Genomic DNA, 18976 nt, shown 5'->3' with positions numbered 1-18976 from the left:
CGTCTACACTCGAACCATTCCCCCGAGCCATAACGAGACCGTTATGCCCAGACTGCCGACCGTGCTTTTTTTGCTGTCGCTATTGACCTGGACCGCAACGGCTGGCGCGCTGACTCTTACCGACGAAGAACGTAGCTGGCTGGCGGCACACCCGGATTTACGCCTGGGTGTCGATGCGTCATGGCCTCCCTTCGAGTTTCGCGACGATCAGGGCCGCTATCAGGGCCTTGCGGCAGACTATATCGACCTGATTCGCCAACGCCTGGCCATCAAGCTGACGCCCATCGAGCCCGTTAGCTGGACAGTCGTCCTGGAACAGGCCAAACAAGCCAAACTGGACTTGTTGCCGGGCATCATGTCGACCCCCGAGCGCCAGACTTACCTGTCATTCACCCGCCCCTACCTGGACTTTCCGATTGTCATCCTTGCCCATGTCGGAGGCCCCCAACCACGCAACCTCGAAGACCTGTATGGCCTGAAAATCGCCGTGGTGGAAAACTACGCCCCCCACGAGCTGTTGCGCACCCATAATCCCGACCTGAATCTGGTGGCGATGCCCAATGTCAGCTCAGCGCTGCAAGCGCTGGCAACCGATGAAGTGGACGCAGTGGTAGGCGATCTCGCCTCCAGCGTCTGGAGCCTGCGTCAGCTCAAGCTCGAGGGGCTCTACGTCAGCGGTGAAACGCCCTATCGCTATCAACTGGCGATGGGCGTGCCTCGGGACAACAAAATGCTGGTCGGCATTCTGGATAAAGTCCTGGCCGACATGACCCCGGAGGAAATCAATGCCATTCAGGAGCACTGGGTCGGTAACGTCCTCGATCATCGAACCTTCTGGACCGATCTGCTGGTTTACGGTCTACCGGGAATGCTGGCGCTGATCATCGTGCTGGCGGTGGTTATCCGGATCAACCGCCGACTGAGTTCAGAAATTGCCCGCCGGGTCGATCTTGAACAAGAACTGCGCAGTAGCGAATACCACTACCGCGGGCTGGTGGAGAGCCTTTCGGCCATCGCCTGGGAAGCGCGGATCAGCGATTTCACCTACAGCTATGTGTCGCCCCATGCCGAGGATCTACTCGGTTACCCCCTGTCTCATTGGCTGATTCCGGGCTTCTGGCGCAACATTATTCACCCGGCCGACCTGACCCGCGCCCAGACCTTCTGCGATCACGAAGTACTGGCAGGGCGCGATCACAGCCTCGATTACCGGGTCATCACCGCCGATGGCCGCTGCATTTGGGTACGCGATATCGTCAGCCTGATTGAGCATGGCCATGAACCGGTGTTGCGCGGGCTGATGATCGACATCAGCGAAGCCAAGCGCACCGAAGAGGCGTTGCGCCTGTCGGAACAGAAGTTCGCCTCGGTGTTCCAGCAATGCCCGGACATTCTGGTCATCGCGCGGCTCTCCGACGGCTGCCTGCTGGAGGTCAACGAAGCGTTCGAAGAACAGATCGGCCTCAAGGCCGAAGACGTCATCGGCCAGACGGCCACCGACCTGAACATCTGGGGCATACCCGGCGTCGGACCGGGTTTGTTGCAGCGGTTGCAGGCCGGCAGCATCCGTAACCTGGAGATGCCCTTTCGCCGCAACAATGACCAAGTGTTTACCGGCCTGATCTCCGCGGAACCGTTCGACCTCGATACAACCCCTGCGCTGGTAGTGGTCGTGCGGGACATCAGCCAGCTCAAGGAAACCCAGAGACAACTGCAGACCTCCGAAGAGAAGTTCGCCAAGGCCTTCCATGCCTCCCCCGACGGCTTGCTATTGTCCCGGCAGAGCGACGGTTTACTGCTTGAGGTCAACGAGGGTTTCAGTCGCATTACCGGTTTCAACAGCGCGATGTCCGTGGATCGCTCCGCCCTCGAGCTGGGAATCTGGGTCAATCTCAATGAACGCAAACAAATGCTCGATCTGCTGCACCGGGACGGTTTCGTCCGCGACTTCGGTTGCCATATACGCCGCAGCGACGGGCAGATCCGCCTCTGCGAGGTGTCCAGCCGTCCGCTGCCGATCGGCGATGAAGACTGCATGCTGACCATCGCCCGGGACATCACCGAGCGACACCTGATGCAGGAGAAACTGCAACAGGCCGCCACGGTATTCGAGAGCACCGCCGAGGGTGTATTGATCACCGACACTCAACAGCACATCAGCGCGGTCAATCGTGCGTTTACCGAAATCACCGGTTACAGCGAGAACGAAGCATTGGGCCACACCCCTCGCCTGCTCGCCTCGGGCCTGCATGACAGCGCGTTTTATGCCGCCATGTGGCATCAACTGACTGCCGAAGGTCATTGGCAGGGCGAAATTTCCAACCGGCGCAAGAATGGCGAGCTCTACCCAAGCTGGCTGACCATCAGTGCGGTGCGCAACCGGGACAAATTCGTCACCCACTTTGTCGCGGTGTTCGCGGACATTTCCAGCCTCAAACACGCCCAGGCCAAGCTCGATTATCAGGCACACCACGACCCGCTGACCGGCCTGCCGAATCGCACGCTGTTCGAGAGCCGATTGCTGACCGCACTCAACAACCAGCAAGAAAACGGCGGCCAGGGCGCGGTGCTGTTCCTGGACCTGGACCGTTTCAAACACATCAACGACAGCCTCGGTCACCCGGTCGGCGACCTGCTGCTCAAGGGCATTGCCGTGCGCCTCAAGGAACAGTTGCGCGACATCGACACCGTGGCGCGACTGGGCGGCGACGAATTCATCATCCTGCTGCCCGGGCTGCAGCAATCCAGTGACGCCGACAACATCGCGACCAAGTTGCTCAATTGCTTCGGCGCACCGTTCCAGGCCGGCGTACATGAGTTTTTTATCAGCGCCAGTATCGGCACCAGCCTGTATCCCAAGGATGGCTGCGACGTTGCCACGCTGGTCAAGAACGCCGATGCGGCGATGTACCGCTCCAAGGCCAAGGGTCGCAACCGGGTCGAAAGCTACACCCGCGATCTCACCGCTCAAGCCAGCGAGCGAGTGGCACTGGAACATGAACTGCGACGCGCTATCGAGCGCAATGAGCTGCACCTCCATTATCAACCGAAGATCAGCCTGGTCGACCATCGCCTGGTCGGCGCAGAAGCGCTCATTCGCTGGCGCCACCCGACCTTCGGCGATGTGCCGCCGGAACACTTCATTCCGCTGGCCGAAGAAAACGGCATGATCCTGCAAATCGGCGATTGGGTTCTCGAAACCGCCTGCCGGCAGATGTTCGAGTGGAATCAGGCTTACGAACCCGTCGGCCCGCTGTCGGTCAACCTCGCGGGAGCTCAGTTGCGTCAGCCGAACCTGCTCGGACGGATCGAACAATTGCTCAAGGACAACCGCCTCAAACCCGGTTTCCTGCAACTGGAAATTACCGAAAACTTCATCATGAGCCAGGCTGAAGAAGCGCTGGCAGTGCTGCACCAACTCAAACACCTGGGCGTGCAACTGGCCATCGACGACTTTGGCACCGGGTACTCGTCCTTGAGTTACCTCAAACGCCTGCCGTTGGACATTCTCAAGATCGACCAGTCTTTCGTCCGCGGCCTGCCGGATGATCCCCACGACGCAGCCATCGTTCGCGCCATCATCGCCCTGGGCCGCAGTATGCAATTCACCATCATTGCCGAGGGCGTCGAAACCCTCGCGCAGCAGCAATTCCTCGCTGCCGAAGGCTGTGAACAGATCCAGGGCTACATCGTCAGCCTGCCCTTGCCACCGGACGAATTTGCCGCGACGTTTCTTCGTATAGCCATTTCAGACTTTTCGGATAGCACAGCGCAGAAACCGTCGCTATAATCCGCGGCCTACTGAGGGCCTATAGCTCAGTTGGTTAGAGCAGAGGACTCATAATCCTTTGGTCCACGGTTCAAGTCCGTGTGGGCCCACCAAACAAATCAAAGGCTTACGTCATTGAGACGTAGGCCTTTTTTGTTGCCTGTAGTTTTTCGTACCTATATGAAGTCTGTAAGACAGGCCTGCCACCTGCCAGGGCGCAGATCCCGCCGTGCTGGGCTACGAGCAGACAGACCAGTGGCAAATTAGTAGCGCCTGCTACGCTGATCATCACAACAGTTGGGCTTGCCGTCACTCATGCCCACTTCACATTCCTGCGTACTAATAGGCAACGCCAAGGGGAATCCTGATGAGTTGGCTGACAGCACTCCAGTATGGGCTCCCAGGCCTTTCCGGCGTCATGTTGATACTGTCATTCAGGATCATCCAAACCGAGCAGCGAAGAACGACACCCCGGCAATCAATGCTCCGGCACACAATAATATTCATGGCTTTCGCGTTCGCTCTTCTGGTCGCGAACATATTTATTCAAATCATTGAGAACCAGAAGGAAGCCGCTGTGCGCCAGACGGGCGCCGTTGAGCGCCAGACGGACATCATTCAGCGCCAGGCGGACGCAGAATGCGCAGGTGCCTTGAAGGCGCTGCGGTCAACTATCGAAGGCAAGGTACGGTATGAGTTCAATGAGCCGAATCCAGACCACAGCCAATTACAAGCAACCATCACCGCCTTAGTAGAACAATCCGAAGCGTCGCTGGTCGCTTGTAGGGTGTTGCATTGACAGTGCCTAACCAGCGGTTTAAATCGGTCGCTTCGCTCACTTGGGCGGCCTCGCGCCAGTTAGCATAAGCGGTATCAATGTCTGCAAAGGGCCGTGTGTGCCCGTTCGCCAAGGGAAGGATGCAGGCCCTTGTCGTTTCTGATTGGGGTAACAGCGGGGATACGCTGGGCAGCAGACAGATGGGGGCGGGGAGGTGTCTACGAAATTGGGGGTGATTCTGTACACCGGCGTTCGTCGCGAGATGCACAAAACCCCAGTGACCAATGGGCTTCTAGATGCACGATATTAAGGGGATTTTTTACCATTCGGGGCAAGACTGCCGTCTATCATTGCTTCCTGATGCGCCGAGATATCATCAGCATCTTTAGCGCAGAACTGGAGGTCCCTAGTCAGAGAGTTTTCAAGCACTCCATATTTATAAACCTGCCCCCCAGTCATGCTCTGCACGAGATATTGTTCGTTAAGCTCATAAAACTCACCTAAGCAAATCCAGGTACACATCGGAAAGCAGCAAGAACGCTGAGGTAAATAAAAAGCCGGATACCTATTGGCACTTTGACAGCCAAAGTCCAAGCGATATCTATGACCTTTGGAGGTGGTTTTCGCCACCAAAACAACCCCACAGTTCAAATTACCGATGACGACTAAATACTTGTCCTTCATCTGGCCATCTGAAAACTTGAAATCCTTGTGGAATATGATCGTCCCTGGAGTCACATCAATTCCTTAGCTTGGAAAGGACGAAATCTCTGTCACGAACAGAGTCAAGCATAAACTCGTAGTCTTGTTTCTTTAGAGACATCAAGTACGGAATCTGAGCTTGCTTTCGGCGCTCGACCTCGAAAATCTGGTGCCACGGCAAATTCTCTAGATGGGTTTCTTCCACCATCTGCTCCGCGTCGGCATCCCTGAATTCAGCTGAAAGCTCGCGTAGCAGGCGAAGCTCACGCTTGGAAAAATGTGTCGGATTGAACTCGCTTAAGGCATTGACGGTTAACATCTCTCCCTTGGCCGTTTTTTTCCATCTGAATGCGCAGTTTCCTTGCCAATCAACACCCGGCTGCTCAAGCTCATTGAACAGCTCTTTAGGTACAGGTCCCATCTTCCAGGCGAAGTATTCGAGCCCCGTGACAGGTCGTCCTGTATCCCGGAAATGAGTAAAATCTAGGAAATACAGAAGCTTAAATAGCTTCACCTTTCCCAGTTTTTTCGTAGTCTGTGCGAAAAATTTTACTGACTCGATCAGTTTTTCGCGTTCGTGCTCAATAATCATGCCCGTAGCATAGCCTTAACGGCCAGTGAGAGCCAGGCAGCCTTGGGTCGTGTACGCCCGGTCGCCGATCCTGATTCCCCATGGTTAAACCAGTCTGGGAAACACTCAACATGCGCCGATTTTCCCTTTGCAGGGGCGCTTGCAAAATACCTGCTAAAGCGGAGTCATCACCATGCCTACCATCATCGTCGTTAGCCAAGAAGACCTACAGGACCAGCCCGAGCTGTTCGATCCTGCACCTGGGCCTGCGCCAGAACAAATGGAGTTGTTCACTGAGCCGGGAGTGCCGACCTCGCAGGATGCGCCAGGACACGCTCATTAGGAGCCCTGTGTGAGTTGCATAACCCAGGCAGGGAACGTTGCGCCAGCGCGATTGTGCGCGGTCGATTTTTGTGTTTGAGGGGTCTGGTCACACCGATCAGCTCAAGCGCGACATGGAATGCAGCAGCGACTGGGTATAATTGTACCGTTAGAGCAGCTCGTCGCACCGACTGCGCAATTACCCACCCACCCTCAGGCCAGGGCAGATGAACTAGGCTTCCTGCACCATTCCTCAAGGACGACTGCCATGCCCGATAACTCAGACAGCAAGATCGCCACGGCGGACGCCCTGACCTTGCTCCTGCACAACCAGCACGCCCTGGGTGCAGCGATAGAAGAGATCACTGCATGGCTGTCAGAGAACGGAGTAGGGAGTGTTGCCGCTAATGCGATGTCGGCGATGAATACGCTGGACACCAACGCTCAAGGCATCACAGACGCCATCATGCGGCTTCGGCAGTTGTAGGCATCATCAAACGCCCTCTTCCTCTTGCATGAGCAAATCCCGATTTAATGCGAGAAAAAATGGGACTCTGTGGATAGTGGAAGGTTGCGTCCCGCTGACCAACCGTTTGCATCCGACTTGGCCAGCAGACGCCGTAGTGACGACTGACAGAGAACGGCTAGAAGCCGACATTCCGTCATTCAAAATCTGCCACCGTAAATTGTGCGAATTTAAGCTCCTCCTCCGCACTACTACAGCTCAGCTCGACGTTGCGCTAGGCTTCTCACTCCAGCCGCTGGCTCGACTGAATGCGGTTGAGATAACCGTCGATTATAACTCCAGCAGCATCACGGAGTGGTAAGCAGGCCAGCCGACTAGAGCCACGTCTTCAAAATCCAATTTGACCCGGTCGAAGACAGCAACGTGGCGACAGTGCCACGAAATTACTACCCTGGGGTCGTACGGCTATGAAAGCTACTACCTGAATGTCGTGGCCGGGCCGACCCACCATTGGTATTTAAAGAACGATCTGGCCCATGAATGGCTGACCACACAGGGGCAAGGACAGCCACATGCGGTGCTGGAACGCTGGTTCGTCCGACCCACCAATACGAACCCAACGTCGTCCTCCATGAGCGGCATTCCTCCTTTGATCAACGGCGGTATGTTGTCATCGCCGGTCGTACTTCGCCCAGCTACAACCCGTCGACCGGGGAGGTGAGGTGTGATGGTATTCTTACTGCATTATTGTGCTCTCACCTTCAAGGAGCCGGAGAACCTCGCCAGCTTCTGGAAGTGGCTGCGGCTCCCGCCCCCCCCAAATTGACGAATCGAGATGCCGCCAGGCATTGCCTGGTGGCTCAAACGCTACGGAAAATTCCAACACACATGGCCATCAAAAAATCAGAGCTGTATTCATCCCTTTGGGCCTCCTGCGACGAGTTGCGCGGGGGTATGGACGCCAGCCAATACAAGGACTACGTCCTGGTACTGCTGTTTATCAAGTACGTCAGCGATAAGTACGCCGGTGAGTTTTACGCGCCTATCACCATTCCAGAAGGCGCCAGCTTTGCCGATATGATCGCACTCAAGGGCAAGAGCGACATCGGTGACCAGATCAACAAAAAGATCATTGCTCCGTTAGCCGCGGCCAACAAACTCTCCGACCTGCCCGACTTTAACGACACGAGCAAGCTTGGCACCGACAAGGAAATGGTCCAGCGTCTGACCAATCTGATCGCCATCTTCGAAAACCCGGCACTGGACTTCTCGAGAAATCGTGCCGAACACGACGACATCCTCGGGGATGCCTACGAATTCCTGATGAAACATTTTGCCGTGGACTCGGGCAAGAGCAAGGGCCAGTTCTACACTCCTGCCGAAGTTAGCCGGGTGATCGCCAGCGTCATCGGCATCGGTGCCGCACAAACCAGCAGCGATACCAGCGTATACGACCCGACCTGCGGCTCGGGCTCGCTACTGCTCAAGGTCGCTGACGCAGCCAGCACGCCGATCACATTATATGGCCAGGAAAAGGACTCGGCGACCAGCAGTCTGGCACGCATGAACATGATTCTGCACAACAATCCCACTGCCGTGATCGCCCAAGGCAATACTTTGACCAGCCCGGCCTTTACGATCAAGGCGATCAATCAAGACTTGCTTAAGCAGTTCGATTACGTCGTAGCCAATCCACCGTTCTCGGACAAGCGCTGGAGCACTGGGCTAGATCCGCTTCACGATCCTTTCAATCGCTTCGAGACTTTCGGTGTACCGCCAGCCAAGCAGGGTGACTACGCCTACTTGCTGCATATCGTCCGTTCGCTGAAAAGTGACGGCAAAGCCGCCTGCATTTTGCCCCATGGGGTGCTGTTTCGCGGCAATGCCGAGGCCGAGATCCGTCGTAACCTAATCCGTCACGGTTATATCAAGGGCATCATCGGCTTGCCGGCCAACCTGTTTTACGGCACCGGTATCCCGGCCTGCATCATGGTCATTGATAAGCAACACGCAGCGTCGCGCAAGGGCATCTTCATGCTCGACGCCAGCGCAGGCTTCATCAAGGACGGCCCCAAAAACCGCCTGCGTGAGCAAGACGTCCACAAAATCGTCGACGCTTTCACTCGCCAAGACAACAGCGAGCCGCGCTATGGTCGTATGGTGGACTTCAACGAGATCGAGAAGCACGATTACAACCTCAACCTGCCACGCTATATCGACAGCGCTGAAGCTGAAGACAAACAGGACATCGAAGGCCATCTCAAGGGTGGCATTCCGGCCGCTGATATCGAGGCACTGGCCGGTTACTGGGCGGTATGCCCGCAACTGAAGGCTGCACTGTTCACCGTCAATCGCCCCGGCTACTTCGACCTCGCCGTGGACAAGGCCGATATCAAGGCCAGCATCTATGAGCACTCACAATTCGCCGACTTTATCTCTGGCATGGCCACGCATTTCAGCGATTGGCGAAACCCGACAGCAAAAAGGCTTAAGTCGCTGCAACCGGGTTTCCATCCCAAGCAGTTGATCCATGAGCTTGCCGAAGGCCTGTTGCAGCACTACCAAGGTAAGCCGCTGATCGACGCCTATGACGTTTACCAGCACCTGATGGATTACTGGGCCGAAGTGATGCAGGACGACGCCTACCTGATCGCCGCCGATGGCTGGAAGGCCGAGACGTACCGCGTCATCGAGAAAGACAAAAAAGGCAAGGAAAAGGACAAGGGCTGGACCTGTGACCTTCTGCCCAAAGCATTGGTCGTCGCCCGTTACTTCGCTGTCCAACAAGCAACTATCGACCAAACCAGCACCGACTTGGAAGCGGCCAGCGCCGCCCTGACTGAGCTGGAGGAAGAGCACAGTGGCGAGGAAGGCGTATTTGCAGACTTCGAAAAAATCAACGCAGCTGCAGTAAAGGAACGCATCAAGGACATCGGGAAGGATGCGACTGCCGAGGAACTAACCGTACTCAAGCAGTGGCTGACATTGACCGCCAAGGAAGCTGAATTGAAAAAGCAGCTCAAGGAGCTGGAGGCTGAGTTGGATGATAAGGTCTATGCCAAATATCCGCTGCCCGAACCGGATATCAATCGCCTGACTGAAGCGGAAATCAAGCAATTGGCCGTTGACGACAAATGGCTGGCTTCCCTGCAGGCCGCTATCGGCGGCGAGATTGATCGTGTGAGTCAGAGCTTGACCAAGCGAGTGAACGAACTGGCCGAGCGCTATGAAACCCCGTTACCGCAGCTGACTCAGCGCGTCAGTGACCTGGAAACTAAGGTGGTGGCACATCTGCAGAAAATGGGGTTTGTATGGAGCTGAATCCGGGGTACAAAAAGACTGACGTGGGAATGGTTCCTGAGGATTGGAGCACCCCTAGCCTTGGCCAACTCATCCACTCAGTGGAGTATGGCTCATCTGCCAAGTCACGTCCCGATGGCGATATTCCCGTTCTTCGAATGGGTAACTTACAGAATGGGGCAATCGATTGGCGTGACCTCGTGTTTACGAATGATGCAGCAGAGATTAAAAAGTATCTGCTAAGTGCTGGCGATGTGCTGTTCAATCGCACAAATACTATTGATCTTGTTGGAAAAACGGCAATCTATAAAGGGGAGCGACCAGCAGTTTTCGCCGGTTATCTAATTCGAATTAATGAAAACAAATCTTTATTAGACTCACGGTTTCTCAACTATGTCTTGAATGCCTATTTTTCCAAAAAATACAGTCTTAAAATACTGAGTGTCGCCGTTGGGCAAGCCAATATTAACGGGCAAAAACTAAAGACCTATCCGCTACCTCTTCCTCCAACGCTAACCGAACAACAAGCCATTGCTGAAGTTTTGAGTGAAACGGACTCATTGATCGATTCGCTGGAACAACTGCTGATCAAAAAACGCCAAATCAAACAAGGTGCAATGCAAGGTTTGCTAACTGGAGCGATGCGACTTCCAGGATTCGAAAGTAGCTCGAAATATAAGAAAACAGAGCTTGGTTTAGTGCCGATTGACTGGAATGTTATTCCCCTCAGACAGGTAGCTCAATGTCTGATAGGTCTGACCTATAGTCCCGATGACGTTCGTTCGTCTGGCACATTAGTCCTGCGCTCATCAAATGTTCAAAATGGAGTTCTCTCTTATGACGATAATGTATTCGTCGAGATGGAGTTGCCATCACGTGTTATTACGAAGAAAGGCGATATTCTGGTATGCGTACGTAATGGAAGTCGGCAACTTATAGGTAAGTGCGCGGTGATTGACGATTTCGGGGCTGGCATGGCGTTCGGAGCATTCATGGCTGTCCTGCGCAGTGCAGAAAGCGCAATCGTGTTCCAGTTATTTCAGTCAAGTTTTTTGAAGCGTCAAATTAGCGATGGTATGGGGGCGACAATTAACCAGATAACTAACAGAGATATGGCGGGTTATAAGGTTATTTGGCCATCCTTGGAAGCGGAACGAAATGCTATCGCCACTACGCTCTCCGAAATGGACGATGAAATTATTGCTATTGAAACAAAACTCCAAAAAGCCCGCCATCTAAAACAAGGCATGATGCAGGAACTTCTAACCGGAAGGATTCGATTGGTATGAGTGAACACCAGCAGCGGGAATGGACGGCCGTGTGGCGCGACGAGCAGCCGGGGTCATCCGACATGTTGGCCCAACGAAAAACGGACACTGGGAAGTGCTGAAATGACCGATCTTGGAAAAGCTGAACGCGTGACGCAGAACCGTGTAGCCAAACTCTTTGTCCAGGAGCTGGGTTATCAGCATCTTGGCGACTGGGCGGATCGGCCCAACAACAGCAATATCGAAACGATTTTGCTCGAAGCCTATCTAAACGGTGCTGGCTACAGCTCAGCGCAGATCAGTGCGGCGCTGTACAAGCTGAACCTTGAAGCCAACCACCCCGGTCGCAGCCTGTACGGGAATAATCAGGCCGTTTACCAGTTGCTGCGCTACGGCGTGCCAGTCAAGACCGAGGCCGGGAAGCTGACCGAGACGGTGCACCTGATTAACTGGGATGAGCCGCTGAAAAACGATTTCTCCGTTGCCGAGGAAGTCACCCTCAAGGGCAAATTGGAGCGGCGGCCGGATATCGTGCTCTACGTTAACGGTCTCGCCATCGGTGTGCTGGAACTGAAGAACAGCCGCATCAGTATTGGCGACGGTATCCGCCAGAGCCTGTCCAACCAGTCGGCGGAATTCAATGAATGGTTCTTCAGTACGGTGCAGTTCGTCTTTGCCGGCAATGACTCGGAAGGGTTACGCTATGGCACCACCGGTACCCAGGAAAAGTACTTCCTGACCTGGAAGGAAGACGAGGCCGACAACAGCCGCTACAAGCTAGACAAATACCTCCTGAAAATATGCGATAAAGCCCGGTTGATTGAGCTGATGCATGACTTCGTGCTGTTCGATGGCGGCATCAAGAAGCTGCCGCGGGTGCACCAGTACTTCGGCATCAAAGCCGCGCAAGAGCATGTGAAAAAGCGTCAGGGCGGCATCATCTGGCACACCCAGGGCGCTGGCAAAAGCATCCTGATGGTGCTACTGGCCAAGTGGATTCTGGAGAACAACCCGCACGCCCGCGTAGCGATCATCACCGACCGTGACGAGCTGGATAAGCAGATCGAGCGGGTGTTCAACGATGCCGGCGAAGCCATCTGCCGGACCGGCAGTGGTCAGGAGCTGATGCGTCAGCTCAGCCAGCCAAGTCCGCGCCTACTGTGCTCGTTGGTGCACAAGTTTGGTGGCTCTAGCAAAGGTAAAGATGACAAGGCCTTCGAGGCCTTTATCAAAGAGCTGCAGAGCCAGCCCAGCTCGACTTTGGGCGAAGTGTTTGTATTTGTTGACGAGTGCCATCGGACCCAGGGCGGCCGACTCAACCGGGTGATGCAGGCACTGATGCCCAATGCGGTGTTCATCGGCTTTACCGGCACGCCGCTGCTAAAGGAGGACAAGGCCACCAGCCTGGAAGTCTTCGGTGGGTACATTCACACCTACAAGTTCAGCGAAGCGGTAGAAGATGGCGTGGTGCTCGACCTGCTCTACGAGGCCCGAGACATCGATGCCAGGTTAGGGTCATCGGAGAAGATCGACCAGTGGTTCGAGAACAGCACCAAGGCGTTGAATAAATGGCAGAAGGACGAGCTGAAGCAGAAGTGGGGCACCATGCAGAATGTGCTCAGCTCCAAGTCCCGCATGAATCGTGTGGTGGTGGACATCATCTTCGACTTCAGCAGCAAGCCGCGTCTGTCCAGCCAACGCGGTAACGCTATTCTGGTGGCGTCCAGCATTTACGAAGCCTGCAAGTACTTCACGCTGTTCCAGGATTCGATGTTCAAGGGCAAGTGCGCTGTTATCACGTCTTACAACCCGCAGGCCAAGGATGTCACCCTAGAAGAGACCGGCGCCAATACCGAAACCGACAAGCAGTTCATCTACAACACCTACACAAACCTTCTGGAAAAAGTGCAGGTCAAGCCAGGCATGTCCAAGACCGAGGCCTATGAAGAGCGCGCTAAGGCGTTGTTCATCAAGGAACCCGCCAACATGAAGCTACTGGTGGTCGTGGACAAACTGCTCACCGGCTTCGATGCCCCGCCTTGCAGTTACTTGTATATCGACAAGTCGATGCAGGACCATGGCCTGTTCCAGGCCGTTTGCCGGACCAACCGCCTGGATGGCGAGGACAAGGAGTTTGGCTACATCGTCGACTACAAGGACCTGTTCAAGAGTGTCGAAAATGCGATCAAGGTCTACACCTCTGAACTGGATCACAGTGCCGGGGGTGCCGACCCAGAAGTGTTGTTGCAGGATCGTCTGAAGCAGGGCAAGGATCGGCTGGATGACGCCCTGGAGGCGTTGGCGCTGTTGTGCGAGCCGGTTGCTCCACCAAAGGACGAGCTGGCGCATATTCATTACTTCTGCGGCAACACCGAAATACCAGACGATTTGCAGAATCGCGAACCCCAACGCGTGGCGCTCTACAGGGCCGTGGTGGTGTTGTTGCGTGCCTATGCGAATTTGGCGGATGAGATGGAATCGGCAGGTTACACCTCGGCGCAGATTGAAGAGATCACCCGCAAGCTTGATCGCTATCTGGCGCTGCGCGAGATCATCCGTAAAGCTAGTGGCGAGACACTCGACATCAAGCCGTTCGAAGCGGACATGCGGCATCTGATTGATACATACATCGAGACCAGCGAACCGCGCAAAATCTCGCCCTTCGACAACATAGGGCTGTTGGACCTGATCGTGAAGAGCGGCATCGCCGAGGCGATTGACAATAAGCTGCCCGAGATGAAAGGAAATCAGGGCGCGATTGCCGAAACCATCGAGAACAACGTTCGTAGCAAGATCATCAAAGAAAACCCGACCGACCCGGCCTTCTTCGCGAAAATGTCGACCCTACTCGATGAAATCATCAAACTGCGCAAAGAGAAGGCCATCGAGTATGAGGAGTATCTCAAGCGCATCGGCGAGCTTGCTACCAAAGTGCATGCCGGCAAGGCTGAGCACACACCGGCCACGCTCAATACCCCTGGCAAGCTGGCGCTGTACAACAACCTTCAGCCGCTAAACACGGTAGCCGAGCCGCCAACACCCTATGGCCCGTCCACGGTAGACGCGATGCTGGAGCTGGCACTGATGCTCGACAGCGCTGTGAAGCAGGCGCGGCCGGATGGCTGGCGTGGCGTTCAGGCCAAGGAAATGGTAGTCAAAAAGGCCATGCACAAGGTATTGAATAGCGTGGAAGAGGTCGAGCGTCTGTTTCCTATAATCGTCACCCACCAGGAATATTGATGGCCGAGCATATTGACCTCGGCGACATCCGTGTCGAGGTTCAGAGAAAGAACAACAAGCACGCGCACCTTTATGTTTATCCGCCCGAGGGGCGGGTACACATCTCTGCGCCTCTACACATGGGGATGGACGCCTTGCGCGCATTCGCGATTTCCAAGCTGAGCTGGATCAAGGCGCAGCAGCGGCAGATGCGCGCCCAAATCCGTGAGCCAGAGCGTGAGTACCTGAACCGTGAAAGCCATCAGGTGTGGGGCAAGCGTTACTTGTTGGAGGTGGTTGAGGCCGATGCTGCGCCGGTTGTTGAGCTGAAACATTCCACCCTGGTATTACAGATACGGCCAGGCAGCAGCGAAGCACGCCGCCAACAGTTGCTGGAAAGTTGGTATCGCGAACAGCTCCGGGAGAAGCTGCCGACATTGCTGGGCAAATGGCAGCCTCAGATGGGAGTAGAGGCCAGGCGCATCTTCGTGCTTCGGATGAAAACCCTCTGGGGCAGCTGTAACCCGACATCCGGCAATATTCGGCTGAACAGCGAACTGGCGAAGAAGCCGTCGGAATGCCTGGAATACATTCTGGTGCACGAGCTGGCTCACCTGATTGAGCCGACACACAACGCCCGGTTTTTAGCATTGCTGGATAGATTTGTACCGCATTGGCGACAGACCAAGGATGAGCTGAATCGCTTGCCGGTTCGCCATGAGAGTTGGGATCACTGATGTGCGCGTAGCGGTGACATGCGGTCCTTCAGTACCTAAGTAGGCGTGCACAACGCGGCGCAGATGAGCAGTGATGACCTCAGGGGTAGAGAATGAAAGCACTGTCGCTGTCTCGCTGCTCATCGGGCAATCAAGGCAGCAGGCCGCTAAGGTGACCGCTCTTGGCCGATGTCTGCCCTTGGCCAAAGGCAGCAATGGGTCCAGGCTGTGTGAAAACGTTTTGGAGCAGGTCTGGCAGTCAGGACTGGAACGAAAATCGCGTTCCTACGAGAATTTCCGGCCTGCTAATTAACCAAACGCTGACAGATTTTACGTAGCAACGCAGACTTCAAAACGGTACATGCGTTTTCACACAGCCTGGGTCGTTCTCTGCCGGTCGCCCATGCGCAGCGGGGGCTCTGCTGTGCCTGGCGGCTTCAACCGCAGCTGCGCCAAACGGCAGCGCCGCAGCCGGCTGATGAACTCGCTGTATGAGCCAGGCTGTTCATCGTGTTCTGCGCACCATGCACCATTTGGTGTTGGCCGCAGAGTCGAAGCAAGTCTGTGTTTTGTAAAAAGCGAGCATCGATTTGTCTTTCATTTCTCGACCCGCTGTAGCACTCAACAGGTACGGTATAGGCACAAAAACCTCAATCCACCACAAAACCCTCTGAAAAGCCGCATTCTTGCGCCGCATACCTAGGGATTAGCAATCCCCTGTTTTAGCTTTTCAGCACCGATGCCCCGGTGACATTGAATTCGTCAAAAAGCTTCTGTTTTGCCCCTTCCGTGACCCTTGTTTAACCTTTGATCCTGCTGCGGTGCCGCACCCAGGGCGTTCGGCCTTCCATACGGTAACTCGGGGAACTTTTTAATTGTGTCCCAATTGTCCCAAATTTCACTTAAGTAAACTCCGTTCAGTTATAAGCCTAATCAACAGATCCACGTAAGTCTCGTTGTCCCACTTCGCGGCTTCTACTAACGCTGCTTGCTCAGGCGTCAGCCACAGATAGAGCGATTGCCATCCGGCGAGTCTCCTATCCCGGCGCAGGTTGCACATACGCCGGGCATCTTTACCGCGAGCCTTGGGCAGTGGCGATGCCAAGAGCCAATCACCAGACAGCAACATCTGCTCAAGCTGCGCCGGGGAATCGACGCAATGCGCAGTGCTCTTCCTAACCAGTAATTTCGTTTTCATTTCACAGCCCTCACATCCACCGTCAGAGTTAAAAACCATAAATTTATGGATTTGGCGGTTTGGCGGTTTGGCGGTTTGGCGGTTTGGCGGTTTGGCAGTTTGGCAGTTTGGCAGTTTGGCAGTTTGGCAGTTTGGCAGTTTTGAAACCGAAAAACGGTATATTCCCCCTAGAGATTTCCTTCATACGCGGGGGAAAGTACAAAAACCGTAAGTAAAACCGCCAAACCGCCAAACCCGTATTTTTACCGCCGGTGAAGGACAATCTCATTGACGACCTCCGCTGTGAGCCTCACCCCCTCAAACCCGGTGGTGTGCGTCCACTTATCTAATGTTTTTACCTTTCTCTCCTCTTTTTTAATGCCGGGGAACCTTTCCAGTTCCTCACTAAAATTGTTTTTACCTAAAGCTAGATACCCACTGCTTTTTGCCCAGAATGTATACGCATAATAAATACCCATCGCGTCCGCCCGTTCACCAGACAGCGGCACAAAGGCTTCGGGGTCGCGTTCGCAACACTCATTGATAAACTGCCGGATACGATCCTGCTGCTTGCGATAGTCGTCACAGGCTTTTAATACAGCGTCGGGCGGGTTCAACCCCATCGCGTACCATTGGGCCGCGCCCAGTACGATCCACGTCAGAATCCCTGCATCCTCAGATTTCAACCGTTCGGCCAGATGGTTATCACGGACGTAATGGGCAAACCCTTGGGTGACTTCGACAGCCGTGCCAAATATGGTATTGAAAGGGATAAGCAGCACGCGCCGCCACATGCCGCGATCCCGCCCGGTAATCGTGGGTTTGAAGTTGGTCAGCAACTGGATCTTATGGGTCGGCGTGAACTGGAACAGATTACTGTGCATAAAGCGCCCGCACAGGGTGTCACCACCCGTGGCCTGTTTTACAAACCCTTCGCGCAGCCTGCCGTTTTCGTCCGACTCATGCGCGGTGACCATGCGTTTGCCACGAAGGTCGGCAATTTCCACCGGGTGTTTGTCCTGCCGATTACCCACCAGCAGCCCCGGCGCCGCCGTACCTGCATAAGAGTCGAGCACACGGGCGACGGCTTCCTGTAATACTGACTTGCCGTTGCAGCCGTCACCCTGAAAGATGGCGAACACGTGCTCTATCGTTACACCAGTGGCGCCATATCCGAACCAGCGTTGCATGAATTTCGCTACAGGCTGGCTTTCCGCGCCCGCTTCACCAGTAATCTCGGCTAAGGCTTTTTTAAATAATGGCGCTTCGGCTTTTGGATCGTAATGGAGTGGGATGCAATGGGTAATCAGGTCACCCTTTTTATGCTCGCGCAACTCACAGGTGCGCAGATCGATGGTGCCATTTTGCACATTCAATAGATAAGGATTGCTGTCCAGCTTGGAGGCTGGTATTTCCACCATCGACATAAGCAAACTAAACGCCGCGCTGAGGCGACCGATGTTTTCAGATTCCTTACTCCATTTGCGCAACGCGGCGGCAATCTCCGCGTACTTCTTCCGTTCTTCGTCACTGTCGTAAGGCCGCTGTTCCCAGGTATCAGCCTCGGCTTTAATCAGCCGCGACAGTTCGAGGGTTTGTAGATAGGACGCGGCTTTATCGTGATACCAGTGCGTGCCGGTCCAGATATGCGGTTGACCGGATGCGGACAGGACATTGTTGCCCAGCTCCCGCATCAGCCGTTCGGCGTTAGCCAAGTCGGTAGTCAGGTGATTCGCCTTGGACGCATTCACGTCTTTGGATTCCACCTTACCGGTTTGCTGTGTGTACCTTGCTAAGAGCGCAAGCATAAAATCATTGGTTTTGCGCTTTTCGCAATGCCCATGCAGGCAATGAATATGGGCCTCCTTATACCCGCCCGTATATTTCTGATAATAGACTGTCGAGCTGTCATCGGTAGCGCTGCTGTGTTCATGGGCGAACGGGCATTCGATATTGAATTTGCCGCCGCCCTGATCGCCGCGCACCATGTTCAATTCATACAATATGCGCAGGGTCGGATCATCGGTCTTGGCAGTTTCCAGTGGCGATTTCATGGACGCCTTTGGCTTTGTTGCGGGCGCTGGCGCGAGCATCAGCATGGCGTCAACATCCACCGGCTTACCTGTGAAGCGGAACGCCTGAGCCCCCTGCACCGGCGTATAGAGAGGCTGTTCGCCTTTATAGACCGATGTGTCGAACTTCACCGCATCATCGCCAAGCTTGCGCTCAAGCTCTGCCTGTACGGCCTTACAGACCGCTATACCATCTTCCCGGTCGGTTGCCTTGGTCTGCATCAGCACCACACGGCAACGCGGCGCCTCGCGGGTATGGCTGGCCGTGGTGTAGGCGAAGCCCTTATAACGCTTCAGATACCCCAGCACCTCAAGGAACATCTCCGGGCTACTGAAGCCGTCAAAGTCAAATGGGGCGTACCAGCGCGGCTCGGCGAGATGCTTCTGCCGCCATGCTGCTTCACCTACCCATTCCTCTGGTTTGCTATGGCACCCTACAGCCATCGGCGCGCAGATAAAGGTTTCGCCCTTCTCCGCGCTCTCATGGGCTTTGTTTAATACGTCATCAGTGAATTCGTCAAAGTTGGCGCTTTCGCACTGCACGGGCTTGTTGTCGAACTTGTTTTTACCAAGCGAAACCTTGATGGTGTTTTCTACTTCTATACCCTGAGTCATAA

The 18976-nt window shown here is 54.9% G+C and carries 12 protein-coding genes and 1 tRNA gene; 9 read left to right on the top strand and 4 right to left on the bottom strand.

Annotation, left to right across the window (positions count from 1 at the left end; all coding sequences use genetic code 11):
• Positions 1 to 43: 43 nt before the first annotated feature.
• The 3 genes from ACYZT5_RS27410 (at position 44) to ACYZT5_RS27400 (ending at position 4568) form a co-directional block, all read left to right on the top strand.
• Positions 44 to 3790, top strand: coding sequence for a bifunctional diguanylate cyclase/phosphodiesterase (locus tag ACYZT5_RS27410; protein ID WP_462048218.1), 3747 nt, complete (start codon positions 44 to 46; stop codon positions 3788 to 3790).
• 15 nt (positions 3791 to 3805) lie between these two features.
• Positions 3806 to 3882, top strand: a tRNA-Ile gene (locus tag ACYZT5_RS27405).
• A gap of 254 nt (positions 3883 to 4136) precedes the next feature.
• Positions 4137 to 4568, top strand: coding sequence for a hypothetical protein (locus ACYZT5_RS27400; protein ID WP_462048217.1), 432 nt, complete (start codon positions 4137 to 4139; stop codon positions 4566 to 4568).
• Between the two features lie 285 nt (positions 4569 to 4853).
• On the opposite strand, the gene ACYZT5_RS27395 is transcribed toward ACYZT5_RS27400, so the two are convergent.
• Together ACYZT5_RS27395 and ACYZT5_RS27390 are read right to left on the bottom strand one after the other, a co-directional pair.
• Complete coding sequence (locus ACYZT5_RS27395) at positions 4854 to 5285, bottom strand: hypothetical protein (RefSeq protein WP_462048216.1); 432 nt, start codon at positions 5283 to 5285, stop codon at positions 4854 to 4856.
• Between the two features lies 1 nt (position 5286).
• A complete protein-coding gene (locus tag ACYZT5_RS27390; protein ID WP_462048215.1) occupies positions 5287 to 5841 on the bottom strand; it encodes a Panacea domain-containing protein in 555 nt (184 codons plus the stop codon).
• A 568-nt stretch (positions 5842 to 6409) separates the two neighbouring features.
• On the opposite strand from ACYZT5_RS27390, the gene ACYZT5_RS27385 reads away from it, so the two are divergent.
• The 6 genes from ACYZT5_RS27385 (at position 6410) to ACYZT5_RS27360 (ending at position 15131) form a co-directional block, all read left to right on the top strand.
• A complete protein-coding gene (locus ACYZT5_RS27385) occupies positions 6410 to 6628 on the top strand; it encodes a hypothetical protein (RefSeq protein ID WP_462048214.1) in 219 nt (72 codons plus the stop codon).
• Between the two features lie 469 nt (positions 6629 to 7097).
• The gene (locus tag ACYZT5_RS27380) at positions 7098 to 7328 is read left to right on the top strand and encodes a hypothetical protein (RefSeq protein ID WP_462052321.1); all 231 of its coding nucleotides are present in this window, start codon (positions 7098 to 7100) and stop codon (positions 7326 to 7328) included.
• A 233-nt stretch (positions 7329 to 7561) separates the two neighbouring features.
• Positions 7562 to 9928, top strand: coding sequence for an N-6 DNA methylase (locus tag ACYZT5_RS27375; protein WP_462048213.1), 2367 nt, complete (start codon positions 7562 to 7564; stop codon positions 9926 to 9928).
• On the top strand, positions 9919 to 11196 hold the full coding sequence (locus ACYZT5_RS27370) for a restriction endonuclease subunit S (protein WP_462048212.1): 1278 nt from the start codon (positions 9919 to 9921) through the stop codon (positions 11194 to 11196). The genes ACYZT5_RS27375 and ACYZT5_RS27370 overlap by 10 nt, the downstream gene beginning before the upstream one ends.
• A 102-nt stretch (positions 11197 to 11298) precedes the next feature.
• Positions 11299 to 14415, top strand: coding sequence for a type I restriction endonuclease subunit R (locus tag ACYZT5_RS27365; protein WP_462048211.1), 3117 nt, complete (start codon positions 11299 to 11301; stop codon positions 14413 to 14415).
• Positions 14415 to 15131: a M48 family metallopeptidase gene (locus ACYZT5_RS27360; RefSeq protein WP_462048210.1), complete on the top strand. Its 717-nt coding sequence runs from the start codon at positions 14415 to 14417 to the stop codon at positions 15129 to 15131. Before ACYZT5_RS27365 ends, ACYZT5_RS27360 begins: the two co-directional genes overlap by 1 nt.
• Positions 15132 to 16008: 877 nt before the next feature.
• On the opposite strand, the gene ACYZT5_RS27355 is transcribed toward ACYZT5_RS27360, so the two are convergent.
• Complete coding sequence (locus ACYZT5_RS27355) at positions 16009 to 16308, bottom strand: hypothetical protein (protein ID WP_462048209.1); 300 nt, start codon at positions 16306 to 16308, stop codon at positions 16009 to 16011.
• Positions 16309 to 16550: 242 nt separating this feature from the next.
• Complete coding sequence (locus ACYZT5_RS27350) at positions 16551 to 18974, bottom strand: DNA primase family protein (RefSeq protein ID WP_462048208.1); 2424 nt, start codon at positions 18972 to 18974, stop codon at positions 16551 to 16553.
• Between the last annotated feature and the right edge of the window lie 2 nt (positions 18975 to 18976).

This window comes from Pseudomonas sp. LB3P14 (assembly GCF_054898045.1).
The sequence above is the reverse complement of the archived record's forward strand: the minus strand, read 5'-3'. Positions and strand labels throughout refer to the sequence as shown.